The sequence below is a fragment of the Tanticharoenia sakaeratensis NBRC 103193 genome (genome assembly GCF_000963885.1).
Lineage (GTDB): Bacteria > Pseudomonadota > Alphaproteobacteria > Acetobacterales > Acetobacteraceae > Tanticharoenia > Tanticharoenia sakaeratensis.
In genome coordinates this window covers 12,635-32,990 of record NZ_BALE01000058.1, presented here as the reverse complement: position 1 = coordinate 32,990, position 20,356 = coordinate 12,635, and the positions used below count along the sequence as shown (strand labels likewise).

Annotated in this window: 16 protein-coding genes; 11 read left to right on the top strand and 5 right to left on the bottom strand. The window is 64.3% G+C overall.

Features of this window, described 5'->3' with window-relative positions:
• Positions 1 to 61 precede the first annotated feature (61 nt).
• Positions 62 to 1,795: a tetratricopeptide repeat protein gene (locus tag B8446_RS15430; protein WP_148506047.1), complete on the top strand. Its 1,734-nt coding sequence runs from the start codon at positions 62 to 64 to the stop codon at positions 1,793 to 1,795.
• Between the two features lie 622 nt (positions 1,796 to 2,417).
• Here the strand turns inward: B8446_RS15430 and B8446_RS15425 are convergent.
• Complete coding sequence (locus tag B8446_RS15425) at positions 2,418 to 2,843, bottom strand: flagellar biosynthesis regulator FlaF (RefSeq protein WP_053053931.1); 426 nt, start codon at positions 2,841 to 2,843, stop codon at positions 2,418 to 2,420.
• A 228-nt stretch (positions 2,844 to 3,071) separates the two neighbouring features.
• On the bottom strand, positions 3,072 to 4,610 hold the full coding sequence (locus B8446_RS15420; RefSeq protein WP_048851181.1) for a flagellin N-terminal helical domain-containing protein: 1,539 nt from the start codon (positions 4,608 to 4,610) through the stop codon (positions 3,072 to 3,074).
• A 139-nt stretch (positions 4,611 to 4,749) separates the two neighbouring features.
• Here B8446_RS15420 and B8446_RS15415 point away from each other — a divergent pair, with 139 nt between their 5' ends.
• From B8446_RS15415 to B8446_RS15400, 4 genes are all read left to right on the top strand, one after another.
• Entirely contained in the window at positions 4,750 to 5,982 is a 1,233-nt protein-coding gene (locus B8446_RS15415; protein WP_048851180.1) for a putative DNA modification/repair radical SAM protein, read from the top strand.
• Positions 5,979 to 6,830, top strand: coding sequence for a TIGR03915 family putative DNA repair protein (locus B8446_RS15410; protein WP_053053929.1), 852 nt, complete (start codon positions 5,979 to 5,981; stop codon positions 6,828 to 6,830). Before B8446_RS15415 ends, B8446_RS15410 begins: the two co-directional genes overlap by 4 nt.
• Positions 6,831 to 7,012: 182 nt before the next feature.
• On the top strand, positions 7,013 to 8,161 hold the full coding sequence (locus B8446_RS15405; RefSeq protein WP_048851234.1) for an HlyD family secretion protein: 1,149 nt from the start codon (positions 7,013 to 7,015) through the stop codon (positions 8,159 to 8,161).
• A complete protein-coding gene (locus B8446_RS15400) occupies positions 8,158 to 9,732 on the top strand; it encodes a DHA2 family efflux MFS transporter permease subunit (RefSeq protein WP_048851178.1) in 1,575 nt (524 codons plus the stop codon). The genes B8446_RS15405 and B8446_RS15400 overlap by 4 nt, the downstream gene beginning before the upstream one ends.
• A 26-nt stretch (positions 9,733 to 9,758) precedes the next feature.
• Here the strand turns inward: B8446_RS15400 and B8446_RS15395 are convergent, their stop codons facing one another.
• Positions 9,759 to 10,400, bottom strand: a complete 642-nt coding sequence (locus B8446_RS15395) for a TetR/AcrR family transcriptional regulator (protein WP_048851232.1) — start codon at positions 10,398 to 10,400, stop codon at positions 9,759 to 9,761.
• Between the two features lie 212 nt (positions 10,401 to 10,612).
• Here B8446_RS15395 and B8446_RS15390 point away from each other — a divergent pair, with 212 nt between their 5' ends.
• The 3 genes from B8446_RS15390 (at position 10,613) to B8446_RS15380 (ending at position 15,656) form a co-directional block, all read left to right on the top strand.
• Positions 10,613 to 12,187: an efflux transporter outer membrane subunit gene (locus B8446_RS15390; RefSeq protein WP_241767827.1), complete on the top strand. Its 1,575-nt coding sequence runs from the start codon at positions 10,613 to 10,615 to the stop codon at positions 12,185 to 12,187.
• Positions 12,188 to 12,322: 135 nt separating this feature from the next.
• Positions 12,323 to 13,441, top strand: coding sequence for a class II fructose-bisphosphate aldolase (gene fbaA, locus B8446_RS15385; RefSeq protein ID WP_048851173.1), 1,119 nt, complete (start codon positions 12,323 to 12,325; stop codon positions 13,439 to 13,441).
• Between the two features lie 79 nt (positions 13,442 to 13,520).
• Positions 13,521 to 15,656, top strand: coding sequence for an FUSC family protein (locus tag B8446_RS15380; protein ID WP_158507613.1), 2,136 nt, complete (start codon positions 13,521 to 13,523; stop codon positions 15,654 to 15,656).
• 179 nt (positions 15,657 to 15,835) lie between these two features.
• Here the strand turns inward: B8446_RS15380 and surE are convergent, their stop codons facing one another.
• Positions 15,836 to 16,606: a 5'/3'-nucleotidase SurE gene (gene surE / locus B8446_RS15375; RefSeq protein WP_048851169.1), complete on the bottom strand. Its 771-nt coding sequence runs from the start codon at positions 16,604 to 16,606 to the stop codon at positions 15,836 to 15,838.
• A gap of 65 nt (positions 16,607 to 16,671) precedes the next feature.
• On the opposite strand from surE, the gene B8446_RS15370 reads away from it, so the two are divergent.
• Positions 16,672 to 17,121, top strand: coding sequence for a MarR family winged helix-turn-helix transcriptional regulator (locus B8446_RS15370; protein WP_048851168.1), 450 nt, complete (start codon positions 16,672 to 16,674; stop codon positions 17,119 to 17,121).
• Positions 17,122 to 17,131: 10 nt separating this feature from the next.
• Positions 17,132 to 18,133 carry a bile acid:sodium symporter family protein gene (locus B8446_RS15365; protein ID WP_048851166.1) on the top strand — a complete coding sequence of 334 codons (1,002 nt, stop codon included), beginning with the start codon at positions 17,132 to 17,134 and terminating at the stop codon, positions 18,131 to 18,133.
• A gap of 263 nt (positions 18,134 to 18,396) precedes the next feature.
• On the opposite strand, the gene serB is transcribed toward B8446_RS15365, so the two are convergent.
• Positions 18,397 to 19,287, bottom strand: coding sequence for a phosphoserine phosphatase SerB (gene serB / locus B8446_RS15360; RefSeq protein ID WP_048851165.1), 891 nt, complete (start codon positions 19,285 to 19,287; stop codon positions 18,397 to 18,399).
• Positions 19,288 to 19,357: 70 nt separating this feature from the next.
• On the opposite strand from serB, the gene miaA reads away from it, so the two are divergent.
• On the top strand, positions 19,358 to 20,344 hold the full coding sequence (gene miaA, locus B8446_RS15355; RefSeq protein ID WP_048851164.1) for a tRNA (adenosine(37)-N6)-dimethylallyltransferase MiaA: 987 nt from the start codon (positions 19,358 to 19,360) through the stop codon (positions 20,342 to 20,344).
• Positions 20,345 to 20,356: the final 12 nt, after the last annotated feature.

Sequence of the window (20,356 nt, the reverse complement as noted above, 5' to 3'; positions counted from 1 at the left end):
TTGTGGAAATGCAAGGGCAATACTTTCGACGCCATCGGAATTTGGTTCGGGAGTGGCGGCGGTGGTTCGTGAAGCAAGGGAGGTCGAAGCTGCCGCAGGGCGGTATGTCGACCTGATGCAGGCGGCGCTGGCATGTGGCGATGGCGCGGCAGCGCGAGAAGCAGCGGAGAAGGCCCATGAATGCGACGCGCAACTGCCGTCTCCCCTGATCGTGATTGGACAGACGGCGCTTGCAGCCGGGCAGACGGAGGAAGCGCGTGACCGGTTCGCCCGCGCGGCCGCGCTGTCGCCAAACTTCCTGACGCTCGGCCTGCTCGCGACCAGCCTGCATGCACTCGGTCGTGCACAGGAGGCGCGCGAGCAACTCGCAAAAGCGGTGGCCTGCGTCCCGGACCTGCCGGATGCACAATTCGTTCTCGGCAGCGTGTGCGAGCTTCTCGAGGACCGGACTGGCGCCCTGACACTTTACGAACGCTGCCTTTCAGCCCGTCCCGGTCATGCACGCGCCCGTCATCGGGCAGGACTCTGTCGCCTCGCCGCAGGTGACGTGATCGGTGCTCTGGATAACATGCGTCGCGCCATGGCCGAGGAGGCCCCCCTCGCGGAGCAATGGACTGACCTCAGTGCCGCTCTGGCCGCGAACGGGCAGTTCACGGCCGCACATGAAGCCGCGGAAATGGCGCTCTCCAGAACCCCGTCCGACGTCAAGGCGCTCAACAATCTCGGCTATGCGCTGGTCCAGCTCAACCGCAGCCAGGAAGCGATTCCTGTCTATGCGCAGGCAGCGGCAGATGCGCCGGACATGCCGGCTGTGCGTTTCGGGCTGGCAGTGGCGTTGCTCAAGGCCGGACATTTCGATCAGGGCTGGGCCGAATATGAATGGCGCTGGCGGGATTGCCAGAGGCCGCGATGCGATCTGCGGGCGCCGTTGTGGCTCGGGGAGCCGCTCGCGGGGCGCACGATCCTGATTCATGCCGAACAGGGCTTCGGGGATTCATTGCAGTTCGTCCGCTTCGTGCCGCTTCTGGCCGGCTTGGGTGCATGTGTGGTGCTGCAGGTGCCTCCCGCGCTGCAACGTCTGATGCACAATGTCACAGGCGTTGCGCGTGTCGTGACGCGTCTCGAACATGATCTGTCCTATGACTTTCATTGTCCGATGGCGACCTTGCCGCTCCGGTTCGGTGCGCGTCCCGGTCGGATTCCGGCATGTCCTTACCTTCATGTTCCAGAAGACGATCAGGCCCGGCAGGGTAACGCGTTGCGCGCGCGCGCAACCGGGGGCATGACGCCGCCGGATCTCGTCGTCGGAATCGTCTGGTCCGGCGATCCACGCCCCAATGATCCGAAATCGAATCTGGTCGATCGTCGCCGTTCGATCGGCCTCGGAGATTTCGCGCCATTGTTCGACGTGCCTGGCATTCGCTTCGTCAGTTTTCAGTTCGGGGCAGCGCGAGCCGCACTCGCACAGGGTCATTGGCCTGTGCTGGATGCCATGGATGGTGTGACGGACTTTGCGGACACTGCCGCAAGACTGGCCGGGATTGATCTGCTGATCAGCGTCGACACGTCGATCGTGCATCTTGCCGGCAGCATGAACCGCCCTGTCTGGATGCTCTCGCGTTTCGATGCCTGCTGGCGCTGGCTCGAAGAATGCGAAGATACTCCCTGGTATCCGTCAATGCGCATCGTCAGGCAGGCGGCGCCCGGCGATTGGCAATCGGTCATACAGACAGTGCGCGCACGTCTGGTTCGGCTGGTTGACCTGTATCAGCATCAGATCCAGGCGGCTGCCTGATAATAAAAGTCGCTTTCAGTCGGGACGCGTGCGCCAACATGGCGGCAACTGCGTGCGTTCCCGCACGTGGTCCCGGAAATCGACCGATTAAGGCGCTGAAGTCTGAATGGTCAATTTCCCTGCCGGCGAACGTAAGCGGATATCGAGATATCGGCGGCATGCCTGCGATGCGGACATGACATTGTCATGATACGTGATGCTGCTTTGGCTGTGGCGTCATCATATCGATTTTCAGAAAAGACCTTTGAATTCTGTATTTTATTGGAAGATATGACGAGGACTCGTTTGGAGCCAGGTTTTCAGTCGGGTTGCCGTAGCCACTCTGTTCGAACGCTTGAAACATCGTCATGTCATGCAACGGAGTCATCTGATCCAGTATCCGTGAGACATCTGCTCGCATTTGATGCGAGCAGACAAGCTGCATACAGATTGCCCGGAATGACGACAGAGACGAAACGCCCGGGGCGCGATATGCCGTCCAAGCGGGCGCCGCAGTGGTGACGGCAGCCTTTCCTGTCATTCGTCAGGCGTATCATCTGGCACAGGATATCGGCTGTGCCCGCTCCCTTCATCAGGAGCCGGTACCGATAATCAGTTGGGAGCCGGATAGCGCTCCGATGCCTTAGCCGACCAAGGCAAGTGAATGATGTGACTGGAGCGGTGCCATCGCGGCATTGTCGGTTTGTTTTTCTGGCATCGCGATCGAACCGGCGGACAGGCCATCGATCATGTCCTGATTGATGTCGATCAGAGGGTCCAGGGACATCATGCGGTTCAGCGCCTGGTTGCTGTATCGCATCGCCCAGGTGCCGACTGATACGAGATCCTGTTTGAGAATGGGCGGCAGGGGACTGTTCTGATCCTGCACGCCGTTCAGAAGCGTCGACCAGAGTCTGATATTGACGGCCAGTGCCTCCCGGCGCGGCTGCGGCGCCTGGGCTTCACGAAGTTTGCGGTTGGCGAAATTCAGGGCGATGACTTCGATTTCGCGGCCGCTGAGATAGGAGCCGGACGAACGTCCATATTGCTGCAAGGCGGCGTAGCTCATGTCGTCCTCTTCGTGCGGTCGATGGCGGGGGCGGCCAAAGGCTGGCAGGCGCGTTAAGGTGAAGGGGTCAGGAAGAGGAGGCGACGGCCGCCGGGCAAGAGCTCATTTCTGCGTCCAATCGCACGCCGTGGCGGCGTTTGGCGGTCTGAAACTCATGGAAGGTCGTCGCCTCTGTCTGACAACTGTTCCTGCGACGACGCGAATACGGCGCCGCAGGAGAGAGAACTGTCAGCCGCGGAACAGGCTGAGCAGGGTCGAGGACTGCGAGTTTGCGATCGAAAGCGACTGGATCGCGAGTTGCTGCTTCGTCTGAAGCGAAGTCAGCTTGGCGCTTTCAGAAGCCAGATCAGCATCCGTCAGGGCGCCGACGCCGCTGGTCAGAGCGCTGGACAGGCTGCTCGTCGAACCCTCCAACTGGCTGACCTGGTTCGTGGCAGAGCCGAAAGCGCTCGAAATCGAGTTCATTTTCGTGACCGCCGCCTGCACGGCCGACAGCGCGACTTCGTAACCGCTGGTGGTCGTTGCCTTGATTGTCGAGGCCGCCGTAGTCGAACTGGCGTTCATCCCCGTCATGGATGGTGACGTCGAACTGATATTATTGCCGGCGATCGTCAGCGTGTTGCTGGCGTCTGTCGAGACGCCGAACCCTGCGTTCGACATGGCCTGCATCAGCGTTGAGGTCTGAGCGACGGTCTGGGCGGATACGCTGGAACCTGACGTGACGCTCGAAGATGCGCTGGCGTCAGCGCTTGTGTTCACATCGACGACCATCGTCTTGGCGGTCGCATTGCCGTTTGCATCGAATGCCGTGGATGCGGTGTAGACGGTGTTGCCGCTGGCGTCCTTCGAGGCAGAAAGCGACTCGCCATTGTCGAAGGAATACGTCGTGACACCATTGGTCGTGGACGTCGTCATCTTGGACGTGCCGCCATTTGTGATCTTGCCATCAGTTCCGACGGACAGATCGATGGGATCGGTTGCGGCCGGAGCCGTGGCGCTGCCTGTCAATGCCGTATTGAGCGCGGTGGCAAGCGACGTCGTCGACTGCATCCCGGAGCTGTTGCTGTCCATGACGAAGTCATAGGTCATGGACGGACTCTGGGCCGTTCCGGACCCGCTGGCGACGCTGTTCGAGATAGACAGCGTGCTGGCCGTCGTGCTTCCGCCACCCGTCGCGCTGTCCGACGTGACGAACTGGTTGGCGCCAAGCGCGACCTGGGAGCCCGACTGGTTGATGTTCAGGCCCGTGAGGCCGAGGCCCGCGGCCGTCGCGTTGAAGCCCGACTGCGTATAGAGATTGCCGTTTATGTCCTGTGCGGTCGACACCGAGGTGTACTGAACGCCGTTGCCCGTCGCGCCTGACAACAGGTTCACGCCCTGAAACGTCGCCGTGTTGGCGTCGCTGTCGATCTGGGTCAGAAAGCTCGAAATCTGCGAGTTCATCGTGTCGGCGCTGACACCGTTGGTCACGCCGGTGCTGATGGCGCTCGTCAGGCTGGTGAGCAGGCTGCTGATCGACGATGCATTGCCGGATGCGGTATTCAGCACCTGGGACGTATACTGAAGCCCGGTGGACACGCCCGACAGGGCCGAGATCTGGGAATTCATGGTCTGGGCGATCGAATAGATCGCCGGGTTGTCCGAGGCGGAACCGACGGCATAGCCTGTGGAGACCTCGTTCTCGGTCTTGTTCAGGGCATTGGTCGTCTGGTTCAGGCTCTGCAGCGCGGCCATGGCGGAATTGTTGGTGTTGATCGACAGGCTCATTGGAATTTTCTCCAGTTGTGCATTTTGCCCGCCTATCTGAGCCGTCATTGGTTAATGATCTCTCAACGCCCTGTGCTTTTCTTTGCGCCGCCTTGCGGTGCCACTTGACGAGAATGGTCAGAACATATAGCGAACGCACATGAAGCGCTCGATGTCCGATCGGCTGTCCATTCTCGCGGATGCGGCGAAATACGATGCCTCCTGCGCATCCAGCGGGACGGACAAGCGCAATGCGCGCAAGGCCGGTGGACTGGGCTCGGCCGGAGGGGGCGGCATCTGCCACGCCTATGCGCCGGACGGACGCTGCATTTCCCTTCTCAAGATCCTGCTGACGAATTTCTGCGTCTATGACTGCGCCTATTGTATCAATCGCTCGTCGAGCAATGTGGAGCGGGCGCGGTTCTCGGTTGAGGACGTCGTCTGGCTGACGCTCGAATTCTATCGCCGCAACTACATCGAGGGCCTTTTCCTGTCGTCGGGGATCATTCGCTCATCCGACTACACGATGGAGCAACTCGTGCGGGTCGCGCGGGAACTTCGCCTGACCCATCGATTCGGCGGCTATATTCACCTCAAGACGATCCCCGACGCATCGCCCGGATTGATCGAGGAGGCCGGGCTTTACGCCGACCGCCTGTCCATCAATGTCGAGATGCCGACCGAGCAGGGGCTGGCGCAGTATGCCCCCCAGAAAGAGGCCGCCGGCATCCGGCAGGCCATGGGTGATGTGCGCGGTCTGATCGACGCTGGCCGCGACAGATCGCACGGTGGCCGACGTCCGCCGCGTTTTGCCCCTGGCGGGCAAAGCACGCAGATGATCGTAGGTGCGGATGCCGCATCCGATCGTGACGTGCTGACGAGCGCGACCCGCCTCTACAACGGGTATCGCCTGCGTCGGGTCTATTACTCCGCATTCAGTCCCATTCCCGATGCATCGGCGCTGCTGCCGGTGCGGCCGCCGCCGCTGGTGCGGGAACATCGGCTGTATCAGGCGGACTGGATGGTGCGGTTCTACGGGTTCGCGGCAGACGAGATCACGGCGGCGATTCCCGACGGGATGCTGTCGCTCGATCTCGATCCGAAGCTGGCATGGGCGCTGGCCAACCGTGCCCTGTTTCCGCTCGACCTGAACACGGCATCTCGCGAGATGCTGTTGCGCGTGCCGGGGCTCGGGCCGAAGGCCGTCCAGGCACTGCTGGCCGCGCGTCAACACCGGACGATCCGGGTCGAGGATCTGACGCGCCTGAACGTCTCGGTCCGGAAGGTGCGCCCGTTCGTCAGCGCGCGCGGCTGGAGTCCGACCAAACTCGCAGACCGTCATGATCTCGGCACGTTGTTCGCGCCCAAGCCGCAGCAGATGTCCCTGCTGTGACCCGGTTCCGTGCGCGTGTGAGCGCCGATGGCGACAGCGCGTGCTGGCGCACGCTGGCGCGGCGGGCCCTTCGTGCCGGTATCGCGCCGGAGCGTCTGGACTGGATTGAAGACGGGAAAGACGACGACCTCTTTCCTGTCGACGCGCCATGGCCTGAGGAGGATCCCGCTCGCGCGCCCGTCCTGTCACGGGCTGCGCTGACGCTCATCGAGACGGCGCTGTGTCACAGCGATCCGGTACGACATGATCTGGCCTATCGGCTGGTCTGGCGTCTGCAGGACGAGGCCGGCCTGCTTGCGGTTTCAACCGATGCGGATGTCGCGCGTCTGCGCCGCATGGCCCAGGCCGTTCGACGGGATTCGCACAAGATGACGGCATTCGTGCGCTTCCGGGAGCAGCCGGGATGCAACGGGCGACGACGATTCTGTGCGTGGTTCGAGCCCGATCATCACATCCTTCGGCGGGTCGCGCCTTTCTTCGCCAACCGCTTCACCGACATGGACTGGCTGATCGCGACGCCCCGGGGATCGATCGCCTGGGACGGTGAGACACTGGACGTGCGTTCCGGGGCTTTCACGCGGCCAGAGCTGGCTGACGACCTCGATCAGCTCTGGCGGACCTATTACGGTGCGACGTTCAATCCCGCACGTGTGAAGATCCAGGCCATGAAGTCCGAGATGCCGCGGAAATACTGGCGGAATCTTCCGGAAACGAACGATATTCCCGCGCTGCTCGCAGGCGCCGATGCACGGGTTCGGCGCATGGCGGCGCAGCAGGCGGCCCCCGCTCCGGCCTTTCATCACAGCCTTCGCAAACGTCTGCCGCGCGTTCCGGAAGATCGGGACTGACGACCCTCAATAGGCTGTTGAAGACCCTCGGGATGTATGCCATGAGTGACCGAACTGGTCGGTCAGTCACGGCGGCGTGAACTGCCCGCATGTCCGGATGCCGCGTCGAGTTCCGCTACGCCGAACCCCGCTACGGGGAAAGGCGTGCCGCGGGCGTCTCGGGCTTTGCCGAAAGGGATGGAATGTCGGAAGACGATCGAAGCGGGCAGAGCTCGCACGATACGGACGCCCAAGGGGGCGGCCAAGGAAATGGTGGGCAGCAGCAGGATCAGGCGAAGCAGGAGAACGGGCAGAAGAAGCGCAGTCCGCTCGTCCGCATCATTCTGATCGCCGTCGTCCTGCTCGCGATCATCGGTGGCGGGCTCTACTGGTTCCTGACGCGCAATCAGATGAGCACCGACGACGCCTATACCGAAGGGCGCAAGGTGGGCATCGCCCCGCACGTGAGCGGTTACGTCACGCAGCTGCTGGTCAACGACAACCAGTATGTCCACAAGGGACAGGTGCTGCTCGTGATCGACGACCGCAACTATCGGGCGTCATACGATCAGGGCATGGCGTCCGTGGACCAGGCCAAGGCCAACATCGCGGCGGCCGAACTCTCGCACGAGGTTGCGACCAAGAACTATCCGGGCCGTCTCGTCGAGGCACAGGGTAACCTTGCCTCGGCCCAGGCGCAGCTGTTCAAGGCACAGACCGACTACCGGCGCCAGCAGAGCATCTCCCGGGCTGCGACGACCCAGCAGGACATCGACTACGCCAAGGCCGCGCTGGCACAGGCGGAAGCCGGTGTCATGCAGGCGCAGGGCCAGTTGCAGACCGCCCAGCCGGTCAAGGCCAACATCGCAAGCTCCACACAGCAGGTCACCGTCCAGCAGGCCAATCTTGCCCAGGCGCAGGCCAACCTCGAGCAGGCCTCGCTGAACCTCGGCTGGACCGTCGTGCGTGCGCCGGTCGATGGCTGGATCTCCCAGCGCAATGTCGAACGCGGCAATTTCGTCCAGACCGGACAGCAGCTGTTCTCGATCGTCGAGCCTGAAGTGTGGGTGGTGGCGAACTACAAGGAAACCCAGATCACGCGCATGCGGGCAGGGCAGAAGGTCGACATCGACGTGGACGCCTACCCGTCCCTGAAGCTCCACGGGCATGTCGATTCGGTCCAGCTCGGTGCCGGTGCCGCGTTCAGCACGTTCCCGCCGGAGAATGCGACGGGCAACTACGTGAAGATCGTCCAGCGCGTGCCGGTGAAGATTCTCATCGACAGCGGACTTGATCCGAACGTGCCGCTGCCGCTCGGCCTCTCGGTCGAACCGACGGTCTATTTCCCATGAGCGGGAGCCGCGAGGAAGTCTGGAAGCCGAAAGCCAATCCGTGGCTGATTGCGCTCACGGTGACGCTCGCGGCTTTCATGGAGGTGCTCGACACCACCATCGTGAACGTGGCGCTGCCCCATATCGCGGGCACGCTCGGCAGCAGCTATGACGACGCCACATGGGCGCTGACGTCCTATCTCGTGGCGAACGGCATCGTCCTGACGATTTCGAGCTGGTTCTCGAAACTGTTCGGGCGCAAGCGCTACTTCATCATCTGCATCATCATGTTCACGGTATCGTCGTTCCTGTGCGGCCTGTCCGACAGCCTGCCGATGCTGATCATCTTCCGCCTGATGCAGGGATTTTTCGGCGGCGGTCTTCAGCCAGCCCAGCAGTCGATCATTCTCGACACGTTTCCGCCTTCGCAGCGAGGGGCCGCGTTCGGCCTGACAGCGATCGCGACCATCGTGGGGCCGGTCCTCGGGCCGGCGCTGGGCGGCTGGCTCACGGACAATTATTCCTGGCGGTGGGTATTCTACGTCAACATCCCCTTCGGTATCCTCGCGACCATCGGCGTTTCCGCGCTGGTGGAGGATCCGCCGTGGGCCCGCAAGGCGCGCGAGCCGATCGACGTGATCGGCATCGCACTGATTTCGCTCGGGCTCGGCTGCCTCGAAGTCATGTGCGATCGCGGCGAGGATGACGACTGGTTCGGCTCGCCGTTCATCACGGTCCTCGGCATCCTGTCGGTCGTCGGCATCGTCGGCGCCATCCTGTGGCTGCTGAAGGCGAAAAATCCGCTGTTGCGCCTGAGCGTGCTGAAGGACCGCAATTTCGCGGTGGGCGTATTCCTGATCGCGATGCTGGGGGCAACGCTCTATGCCTCGGCGATCATCGTGCCGCAGTTTGCCCAGCAGGTGCTCGGCTACACGGCGACCGTATCCGGCCTCGTGCTGGCTCCGGGTGGCGTCGCGGTTATCGTGCTGATCCCCCTTGTCGGGCGCATCATGAAGGTCGCGCAGATCCGCTGGCTGATTGCCTTCGGTTTCTTCCTGATGGGCATTGCCATGTTCGTCTCGGCACATCTCGTGCCGTATACCGACTTCCGGCACCTGATCTTCTACCGCGTGATGCAGACCAGTTCGCTGGCCTTCATGTTCGTGCCGATCTCGACGATCGCGTATTCGACCCTGCCGCGCGAGCTCAACGGCGACGCATCAGCGCTGTTCAGCATGGCGCGCAATTACGTGGGGTCGCTTGCGATTTCGCTGGCCACCGCCGCCGTGACCGAGATCCAGCAGAAGCGGCAGGTCTATGTTACCGACCAGATGTCGCCCTATCGTCCGCAGTACCAGGCGTATCTCTCGACGGTGCAGCGCACGGCGGAAAACTACGGCATGACGGCCCAGCAGGCGTCCACGTTCGCGACGCACCAGCTCGTGTCGACGTTCTCGAGCCAGGTGGCGATGCTCGCCTACAACGAGACGTTCATGCTGATCGGAATCGTGGCGTTCGTCGTGTCGCCGGCGTGCCTGCTGCTCTCGCCGCTGACCGGGGGCGGACGCGGCGCGAAGGGAGGTGGGCATTGATGACCACTCCTCCCGTGAACGGCATGTCAGTGCGCGCCGTTCAGCTTCATGAAGCTCTCGCTCGTGATGCGGGCGACGGTCTTGATCGCGGCATCGGACTTGTCGACGGGCAGTTCGAAACGGTGTCGCTGCACGATGCGGGTCTGGCACAGCATGAAGAACTGCTCCGCCGCAAAGACCGGGTCATCCACGACCAGTTCGCCGCGGGCGGCCCGGTTCGCGATCCAGTCGGCCAGCGTCGAGATCGAGACGCCAAATGCGCGCTGCCAGAAAATGTCGGCCAGCAGCGGAAATTTCCGGGCTTCCGCCACGATGATGCGGTACAGCATCATCGAATCCGGCTGGAGCAACGTGCGGATCATGGCTTCGGCGACGCGCTGCAGAGTCGTTGCGCAATCAAGGTCGTCCGAGTGGATCCGCTCGTAGACGTTGCGCAGCTTGGTCTCGGCGACGGCCTCGATCAGGGCGGAGAAGAGCTGAGCCTTGCAGTCGAAGTAGTTGTAGAGCGTTCCTTTGGAGACGCCGGCTTCCCGCGCCACCTGGGACATGGACGTGCCTTCGTAACCGTTGTGCAGGAACAATGTCGCAGCCCCGTCCAGGATCTGCTGCCGCTTGGCCGTGCAGGCGGCGTTCAGCGTCTGATCGGAAGGCAGGGTCGACGTATTCACAAGCAGTTGTCCCGGCGGTCTGCGGCGCAGGCACAACGGCCCGTCATCGACGGGCGGCGCACGCACACCGCACGAAAAATTTGTCAAGGTCGGCCGATGCTGACCGAACTGATCGGTCAGCGCAAGGCGAAATTCCCCATCGCGCCACGATCCGGCCACCACACCGCTTGCCCGGCACTGCCGGGAACGCGGGTCATTACAGGAGCCGTGCGGTGAAGGCACGAACCAGATTGCGCGCAAACATCAACCAGGTTGGTCTGACGACTGCCCTCGTTCTGGCCCTGGCCGGATGTCACGTCGGCCCGAATTATGAAAAGCCTGCGCAGTGGTCGCCGAAGGACTGGCGCCCGCATGGCGAAAACGCAGCTGTCGCCAGTCGTGTCACGGAGGAAGCACCCGATCCCGACTGGTGGAACGTGTTTCACGATCCGGAGCTGACCGCGCTGGAACGGCAGGTCGCAACGCAGAACCTGAACGTACGTGTGGCAACCGCGCGTCTGGCGGAAAGCCGCGCTCAGGTGCTGATCGAAGGGGCGAACCGGTATCCGACGCTCGGTGCGTCGGCCGCGTACCAGCGCGAGCAGTACAGCACCAAGGAATTGCAATATGCGATCAGTCGCGTGGGCGGCAACATCGGGAGCAGCGTCGGCGGCGGTCTCGGGGGGCAGATTGGCCCGTTGATCAGCAGCAGCGCCGGACGCGCGGTCATCCCTCAGCTCGACATGTGGAGCGACAAGGTCGACGCACAGTACGAAGTCGATCTGTGGGGACGCGTCGCACGACAGTACGAAGCGGCGAAGGCGGATCTCGAAGCATCCGACGAGGCACGGCGCGGCGTGCTGATCGCGCAGGAAGCCGATATGGCGCGCGACTACATGACGTTGCGCGGTCAGCAGCAGCAGTTGCAGATCCTCGAACAGAATCGCGACACGCAGGCGCAGACGGTGAAGGTGAGCGAGGACCGCTTCCATGGCGGCCTGGTGACCGAGCTCGACGTGGCGAGTGCCCGCAGCCAGCTCGATTCGACGACGGCGCAGATTGCGCAATATCGCCAGCGGATCGAACAGCAGGAAAATGCGATCGCGCTCCTGCTCGGCGCGCCTCCCGGTGCCCTGACGCACGAACTGGAGGCGGGGGCGGGTGTGCCCGTCGTTCCGCCAGTGGTACCGACCGGCGTCCCTTCGGAACTCGCCCAGCGCCGGCCGGACATCCGTCAGGCGGAAGCGCAGCTTCATGCCGCGGTCGCCAATGTCGGCGAGGCAACGGCGGAGTTCTATCCGAAGGTCATGATCACGGCGGATTTCGGATTCCAGTCGCTGTCGTTCCGCGATCTCGGCTTCTGGAACGCGCGGGCCTGGAATGTCGGGCCGTCGATCTCGCTGCCGATCTTCCAGGGCGGGCAGCTGCGCGGGCAGCTGGCGCTGCGGCGCTTCCAGCAGAAGGAAGCGGCCATCAGCTATCAGCAGACCGTGCTCGGCGCATGGCATGACGTGGACAACGCCCTGATCGCCTATCGCGACGAGCAGACCCATCGCGCCGGTCTGGAGCAGGCGGTCGCGGATCAGCAGCGCGCGCTCGATCTGGCACGTGACCAGTATCGCCACGGGCTCGTGACGTATCTCAACGTGCTCAGCGCACAGGGCAATCTGCTGTCCGCGCAGATGTCGCTCAGCGACAGCACCACGACGCTCGCGTCGAACCTCGTGCAGCTCTACAACGCGCTCGGCGGCGGCTGGGAAAGTGCCTATCCGGCAAGCGCCTCCGTTCTCGCAAGCACGGCGCACTGAGAGGCCCGATCACCCGCGCGCCGCATAACGTGAAGGCGGGTAGCGTGGGCGGGGGGGCGTGCAAGGTTCCATGAAAGTGGCGTGATGCGATATGACACACGGCGCCAACGACATTTGAATGGAGCTCCGCTGCCCATGTCCGCCACCGCTGAACCGACCACCGCCAGGCCCTCCCAGAAGATCGGGCTTGCGCCCGGGGTCGTGACGGGCGCGGACTATCTGAAGCTGCTGGAGGCCTGCAAGGCGGGCGGCTATGCGCTGCCGGCCGTCAACGTGGTCGGCACGGACAGCGTGAATGCCGTGCTCGAGGCGGCCGCCAAGAACAACGCCGATGTCGTGGTTCAGGTGTCGAACGGTGGCGCGCGTTTCTATGCGGGGGAAGGGCTTCCCGACCAGCATCGGGCCCGTGTCCTGGGGGCTGCCGCCATGGCGCGCCATGTGCATCTGCTCGCCAAGGAATACGGGATCTGCGTGATCCTGCATACCGATCATGCTAATCGCAAGCTCATCCCCTGGATCGAGGGGCTGCTCGACCTGTCGGAAGAAGAGGTGAAGGCCGGGCGTCCGCCGCTCTTCTCCTCGCACATGATCGACCTGTCCGCGGAACCGCTGGACGACAACCTCGCCGAGTGCGCGCATCTCCTGCCGCGCATGGCAAAGCTCGGCATCAGCCTCGAGATCGAGCTCGGTGTCACGGGCGGCGAGGAAGACGGGGTCGGTCACGATCTCGATGACAGCGCCGACAACGCGCATCTCTATACCCAGCCCGAGGATGTGCTGAAGGCGTGGAACCTGCTGTCGCCGCTGGGTCATGTCACGGTCGCGGCGTCGTTCGGCAACGTCCATGGCGTCTACAAGCCGGGCAACGTCCAGCTTCGTCCGGAAATCCTCCTGCACAGCCAGGAAGCCGTTCAGAAGGCGCTCGGGACCGGTCCGAAGCCTCTCAGCCTCGTCTTCCACGGCGGATCGGGCTCCGAGAAGGACAAGATCACGGACGCGGTGTCGTATGGCGTGTTCAAGATGAACATCGACACCGACATCCAGTTTGCCTTCGCCGAGGCCGTGGGCGGTTTCGTGCTGTCCCATCCCGTCGCATTCCAGCATCAGATCGATCCTGAAACCGGCGCGCCCTACAAGAAGCTTTATGACCCCCGCAAATGGCTGCGCATCGGCGAAGTCGGGATCGTCGAGCGTCTGGACGAGGCGTTCGCCGATCTCGGCGCCAAGGGAAAGTCGATCGCGATCAAGGCCTGATTCGAGCCGGCGGATTGTATTCCGCCGGGTTTCGCTCCAGTAATCCCGCTGGAATCTGGGATTGAGGGAGTTGCCGGGCGTGCGTGCCGGTCTGGAGGCGTGGTGGCGTGGCGTGCGGCCGATTGGGGACTGGCCGCTGGCGTGGATCTATGCGCCCAAGCTGACGGCACTGGGATTTTCCGTCCGCACGACGCTTGCCGCACTCTTCGCGCTGGCGATCGCGCTCTGGATGGAGCTCGGCGATCCGCAATGGGCGCCGATGACCGTCTGGATCGTGGCGCTCGGCTCGCGTGGGGAGAGCCTGTCGAAGGGACGCTGGCGTATCGTCGGGACCGTGCTTGGCATGGTTGCCGCCGTCACGCTGATCGCGGCTATGCCTCAGGCGCCCTGGCTGTTCTTCCCGGCCCTGGCGCTCTGGACCGGTCTGTGTGCGGGCCTTGCAACGCTGGTCCGCAATTTCCGGTCCTATGCCTTCGTTCTCGCGGCCTACACCTGCGCCATCATCGCGATGGACTCGACCGCACACCCTGACAGCGTGTTTCAGACGGCCATGTCGCGCGGGACCTACATCCTGCTGGGCGTGATCTGCGAGATGGTGGCCGGCATGGTCTTCACGGTCGATCTCGCTGCCGTGACGCGGGTCACGATGCGCGGGAAACTGGTATCGGCCATCGGACGTGCGAGCATGGCGGCAGCCGGCATCCTGCGCGGCGAACCCCCGTCGGAGGCTTCGCTGCGCGGGATCTTCAGCCTGACGCTTTCGCTGAATGACCAGATCGAATTCAGCGCGGTCGAACTCCAGCAGGACCACCGCTGGCTCGTGCGCTGCGCCTACGCAACGCTCGGCCTGCTGTCGCGCGCCGTCTCCCGCACCCTGGGCATGAAGTCGCGGCTGGCCGCTGTCGGCACGCGCTCGGCATTGTCGTCGGACGTGATCGCGGACGCGGCGGCGTTCCTGACTGCCCTGCCGAACGCGCTTGCCACGGACGCGGATGTGCGCGTCGCGCGCATCGCGCTGGACGGCGTGCGCGACCGGTGTCGCCATGCCGTCGCCGCGACGATGGATCGGCGCGAACCCGAAGACATTGCCATCAACGACCGCGTGGCGCTGCTCGGGCTCGACCTTCTGCTTCACGAATTTGCCGAACTCCTGCGGTACTTCGAGGCCGATCGCGCGGAGCAGCTGACGCCTGAGCGATATCGCCTGCGGCATGCGCTGACGTGGCGCAACGCGATGTCGAACGGCACGCGCTCGACGGTCGCCATCCTGCTGGCCGGGCTGATCTGGGAAGTCACCGCCTGGCCGCAGGGTGGCGCCTTCGTGGCCTTCGTCTCGGTCATCTGCGGACGCTTCGCCGCATTTGAAAACACCGTTCTGGCCAGCAATGCCTTCTTCTACGGCGCGTGCTGGGCGGCCGTCGCCACGATCCTGCCGGTGTTCGTGCTAATGCCGCTTGCGACGAATTTCGAAGGGCTCGCCCTCATCCTATTCGTGCCCATGCTTCTGGGTGGACTTGCGTCGCGCAATCCCCGCACCGCACTGGGTGCCGGAGCCTACAACGTGTTTTTCCCGGCGTTGCTGGGCTTGGGCAATCAGGCCCGGATCCAGGAAATCCAGTGGTTCAACGGAACGCCCGCACTCCTGCTGGGCCTGTTGTTTGGTGTCCTGGTGTTCAAATGCGTGCTGCCGTTCGACGAGCGGCGGGTCTGCGCCCTGCTGCGTGCCCGCGTTCTGGCCGGCGTGCGTCGGATCGGCGGCCCCAAGGGCAGCACCATCGATGAAAACCGCTGGATCGGGCATAACACGCAGGGAATGGAACGCCTGATCCGTTATGGCGGGTCAAAAACGACGCCTCTGGTCGATGCCTATCTCCACGGGACGCTGGCCCTGATGACCGTGGGCCGGAACCTGATGCATCTCCATCACGTGATCACCGATCCCGACATGCCGGCCGAGGCGGCCGGCGCGGTGCGCGCGGCCTTCGAGGATCTGTCGCACAGGGATCACGGCGCGCGCGGGTTCGTGGCGATCGCCGGACAAAGCATGGCACTGCTGCGTCAGCTCGACACGGTGGAAGCGGGTGCGGCGGCGCGGCTTGCCGTCACGCAGGCGATCGGTGCGCTTGCGATCGTCACGCTGGAATTGCGCGAGAATGCCAATTTCTTCGATGGGCGCCCGACCTTCGCCAATGAGGCGGCGGCTTTGCAGGCATAGGGGCCAGGGCAGCGGACGATGACGTGGGGCAGGGAGGTGAAGTCCCTGCCCTGAGCCGAGCAGGTGTCGCGAACGGCCTCCCGCCGATCCTGAACCTCACGCATGAAGGCTGAGCGCAGCCGCCGCAGAAGGACGCAACAGGCCGATCCGCTCAGGCAGCATGGAACGATCTGGAAACCTCATATCCTGCCGCGAAGTGCCTCGTATGCGGCGTCGCTCGTGCGCTCAAACCGCAACGGTGTGACCGCGACGTAGCCGGCCGCGAGTGCTGCGGTTTCGGTGTCGGGCCTGTCCGGCTTTTGTGAACGGCGTAGTTTCAGCCAGTAATAATCCAGGCCCCGCGGATCCGTGCGAACGATGGCGTCGATCCCGTCCAGCAGGCCGGCGCCTTGCGTCGCCAGGCGCAGACCTGCGGCTTTCTCGGGCGCACAGCCGGGAAAATTGACGTTCAGACAGCAATCGTCCGGCCAGCCCGTCCTGGCCAGATGCCGGATCGCTTCGGGCGCGAGGGCGCGGGCTGTCTCCCAGCGCACCGGCTGGCCATCCGTGAACGCCTGCGACAGCGCAATGGACGGGATGCCGAGCAGCATGCCGGTCATTGCAGCGCCCACGGTTCCGGAAAACACGGTTTCCACCCCGAGATTGGCGCCACGATTGATGCCGGAGAGGATCAGCGTCGGGGGGTGAGCCGCCATGATATGGCGTACGCCGAGCGCCACGCAGTCTCCCGGCGTGCCGGAGACCGCGAAACGGCGCGGGCCGTGCCCGGTGACGCGCAAGGGATCATGCAGGCTGAGGCTGTGCGAGGTGCCGCTCTGGTCATGCACCGGGGCCACGACCCAGACTTCCTGCGCCAGTGTCGCGGCGACTTCCTCCAGAACCGCAAGGCCCGGCGCATCGATTCCGTCATCATTGGTCAGCAGCACGCGGTCGAGGCGTGGTTCGGTCATCGGAAGGTCTCCATGGATGGCGGGCCATATTGCTCATGAAAATTATCTAATATAAAGTAGCAAAAATGAGAGCCGACAGTTCCGCAGAAATCAGTCGCCTGCGCGGCCAGTTGACGCAGGTCGCGCGCCGGCTGCGCCAGGAAGCGCGCAACGACCCACAGTCATGGACACGCATGCTCGTCTTGAGTGCGATCGATCGGCTGGGCGTCGGTGCGACCCCTTCGGCCATCGGGCGCGCCGAGGACATGCGCTCGCCGCAGGTCGCGGCCGTGCTGCGCGATCTGGAAAATTCCGGTCTCGTCCTGCGTGCCACCGATGCGACGGACCGGCGGGTGACGCGCCTCGTCCTGACCGGCGCGGGACAAATGCTGCTCGACGAGAGCCGCCGTCGCCGGGATATGTGGCTGTCACGTGCCATGGATGCCCGGCTGTCGGACGATGAACGCGAAGTGGTGATGCGTGCAGGCCTGTTGCTGGAGCGGTTGGCCGATTTCCGCGACGATGCTTTGTGCTAACAGGCGAAGCATGGCCGCACGACGCAAGCTCCCTCTCGATCCGTTTCTGATCGCGCTGATCTGCGCGATCGCGCTGGCATCCGAGCTGCCCTGTTATGGGGCGGGCGCGCTCTGGCTTCAGCGTCTGACGACGGTCTGCATCTTCGTGATGTTCTTCCTTCAGGGCGCGCGACTGGAGCGCCATGCCGTCATCGACGCGATGCGGGCGTGGGAGCTTCAGGGCATGGTCCTGCTGTCCACGTTCGCGCTGTTTCCACTGATCGGCATCGCGGTGCGCGCGGTTGCACCCACGCTGATCGCGCCGCCGCTGTGGGACGGGCTCCTGTTCCTGTGCTGCCTGCCCTCCACCGTGCAATCCTCGATCGCATTGACCTCGATTGCCGGCGGCAACGTCGCCGCCGCGATCTGTGCAGCCACGATATCCAATATCGTGGGGATCATCGCGACGCCGGTTCTGGTCGGGCTCGTGCTGCATCGGCACGGTCTGTTTTCCGGACACGCGATCGTGGATGTGGCGCTGCAGCTGCTGCTGCCCTTCGTGCTGGGGCAGGTGCTGCAGCCGTGGGTCGGACCGGCAGCGCGGCGCCACAAGGCGCTGTTGTCGCTGACCGATCGCGGCTCGATCGTGCTGGTGGTCTATACGGCCTTTTCGGGCGCCGTGGTGGAGGGCATCTGGCATCGCCTTTCGGCGCTAGCGCTCGTGGGCATGGCGATCGTGGCGGCAGCCCTGCTGGCCGCGGTGCTGGGGCTGACGACGCTTGCGTGTCGTCTGCGCGGCCTGTCGCGCGCGGACCAGATTGCGGTTGTCCTGTGCGGGTCGAAGAAATCGCTCGCATCAGGTGTGCCGATGGCCAACGTCATCTTCCCGCCCGCGACGGTCGGCGTCGTCGTGCTGCCGGTGATGCTCTATCACCAGATCCAGCTGTTCACCTGTACGATGCTGGCACGGCGGTGGCAGCGGGAGATGGAAGCGCAAGCTGTTGCGCGTGATGGCGTGCCGGCGCGGGCCTGATCAAAACCCCGGGCCTTCGGCAGCGATCAGACAAAACGGCCATCTGTCCGCACCCTGGCTCCCCGGCGGTGCCGCTGACGCGAACCCGGTGCGCCATAGATGCTTTCGCCCCGGACCTCTCGTGTCAGGGCCAGGGCCTCTCTGGTCTCATATACTTACCGAAACACACGGACCGGACTGTTCGCCCTCTTCAAAGGCGCGGTCGATAGGGGCCTTGAGGGCGACAGCCTCCAGCGGGTTTCACGCCAGAGACTGCGCGTCGATCATTCCACGAACGAAGCGGCCGGATAGCCTTGTGCGAACAGCACGGTCCGAAGCCCGGTGAAATTGATCTGCCGCTCGACGACCGCGCGCACGCGTGGCTTGCCGTGAAAGGCGAGGCCCAGGCCCGCCATCGTCAGCATCGGAATGTCGTTCGCGCCATCCCCGATCGCGCATGTCGCCGAAAGCTTCACGCCACGCTCCTCGGCCAGACGTTCCAGATGCAGTCGCTTTGCGTCCGGTCCCAGGATTTCGGCATGAAGCGTTCCGGCCAGCGTGTCGCCACTGAGCGTCAGGGCATTGCCGTGATGCTCGTCGAAGCCGCAGGCCTCGGCCACGCGCGCGGTAAACCAGGTGAAGCCGCCCGATACCAGGGCCGTCCGCGCGTTGTGCCTGCGCATGGTCTGCACCACTGTCCGGGCATCGGGATTGATCCGCGTCTCGGACCAGGCACGCTTCAGAAGCGTGGCCGGGCGCCCTTTCAGCAGGGCCACGCGCTGGCGCAGGGCGTCCTCGAACTCGATCTCGCCGTTCATCGAGGCCTGCGTGATGGCGGCCACGGCCTCACCGCATCCGGCAAGGGCCGCCAGATCGTCGAGTGTTTCGTTGGCGACGATCGTGCTGTCCATGTCCGCGATCAGGACGGCCTTGCGGCGGCCTCGTACGCGCTGGAAGATCGCATCCACGCGATGCGGGGCGAAGGCGGCCCGCAGGGCAGCGGCGCCCGGTGCGCCGGGGCCAGGGCTCGGGCAGGGAATGTCGACTGCTTCGCCCGGCGACAATTCGATCGGGGCTGCGCCGCCTAGCATGTCACGGGCCGTGCGCACGACGGCCGGATTGAGCGGACCATGCGCACGATCGGCGATCAGGGTGAGGACATAGGGCAGGGCCATGCGGTCTCCGGACAGGCTGCGGAATGGTGGCCGCGTCGATCGGATACGCGAACTCGGCTAGACTGGCGCGATGACCAGTTCCACCGCGCTTGCCCTTATTGTGGCTGGGCCGACCTGCTCCGGCAAGTCGGCGCTGGCACTCGAACTGGCCGAACGGCTGGAAGGCACGGTCATCAACGCCGATTCGATGCAGGTCTATGCCGATTTGCGGGTCATCACGGCACGCCCGCCCGAAGCCGACCTGCGCCGTGCGCCCCATCGTCTCTATGGCGTGCTGGACGCGGCCGAGACCGGCAGTGTCGCCTGGTGGCGCAAGGCTGCGCTCGCGGCGCTTGACGAGGCGCGAGCGGCCGGACGGGTGCCGATCTTCTGCGGCGGAACAGGACTTTATCTGCGCGCGCTGACCCAGGGGCTCGCCGACATTCCCGATCCGGGTGCCGATGCCCGCATCGAGGCGCGCGCGTTGCTGGAGGCCGAAGGTGCGCCTGCGCTTCATGCGCGCCTGACCGCTGTCGATCCGCAGACGGCCGCGACGCTCAACCCGGCGGACGGCCAGCGGATTGCCCGCGCATGGGAAGTCTGGCGCGGCACGGGTCGCGGTCTGCTGGAATGGAGACGGATCAACGCCCTGCCGCCGGCACCGGGCCGTTTTGCCACCATTCGCCTCGATCCACCGCGCGACGTCCTGCGTGAGGCCATCGCCGCGCGCTTCGCGGCCATGCTGGCGGCAGGGGCTGAAGTCGAGGTGGCGCGTCTCGCCCTGCGCGAACTGGATCCCGCACTGCCGGCCATGCGCGCGCATGGCGTGCCGGAGCTTCTGGCTGCGCGTCAGGGCGCGATCAGCCTCGCGGAAGCCGAGGACCAGGCTGTGCTGGCGACCGGGCGCTACACCAAGCGGCAGGCCACGTGGTTCCGTCATCAGGCACTCACGCCACCGGCGCTGACCGAGGTCATTCCAGCAAGATGGGAGGGTGCTGCGCAATTAATGCAAAGCTACCGAGCAAAAATAGAAACTTTCATACAAAACGTCATTGACGGGACGGCGTTGCCCGCCTAAACCGCCCACCCC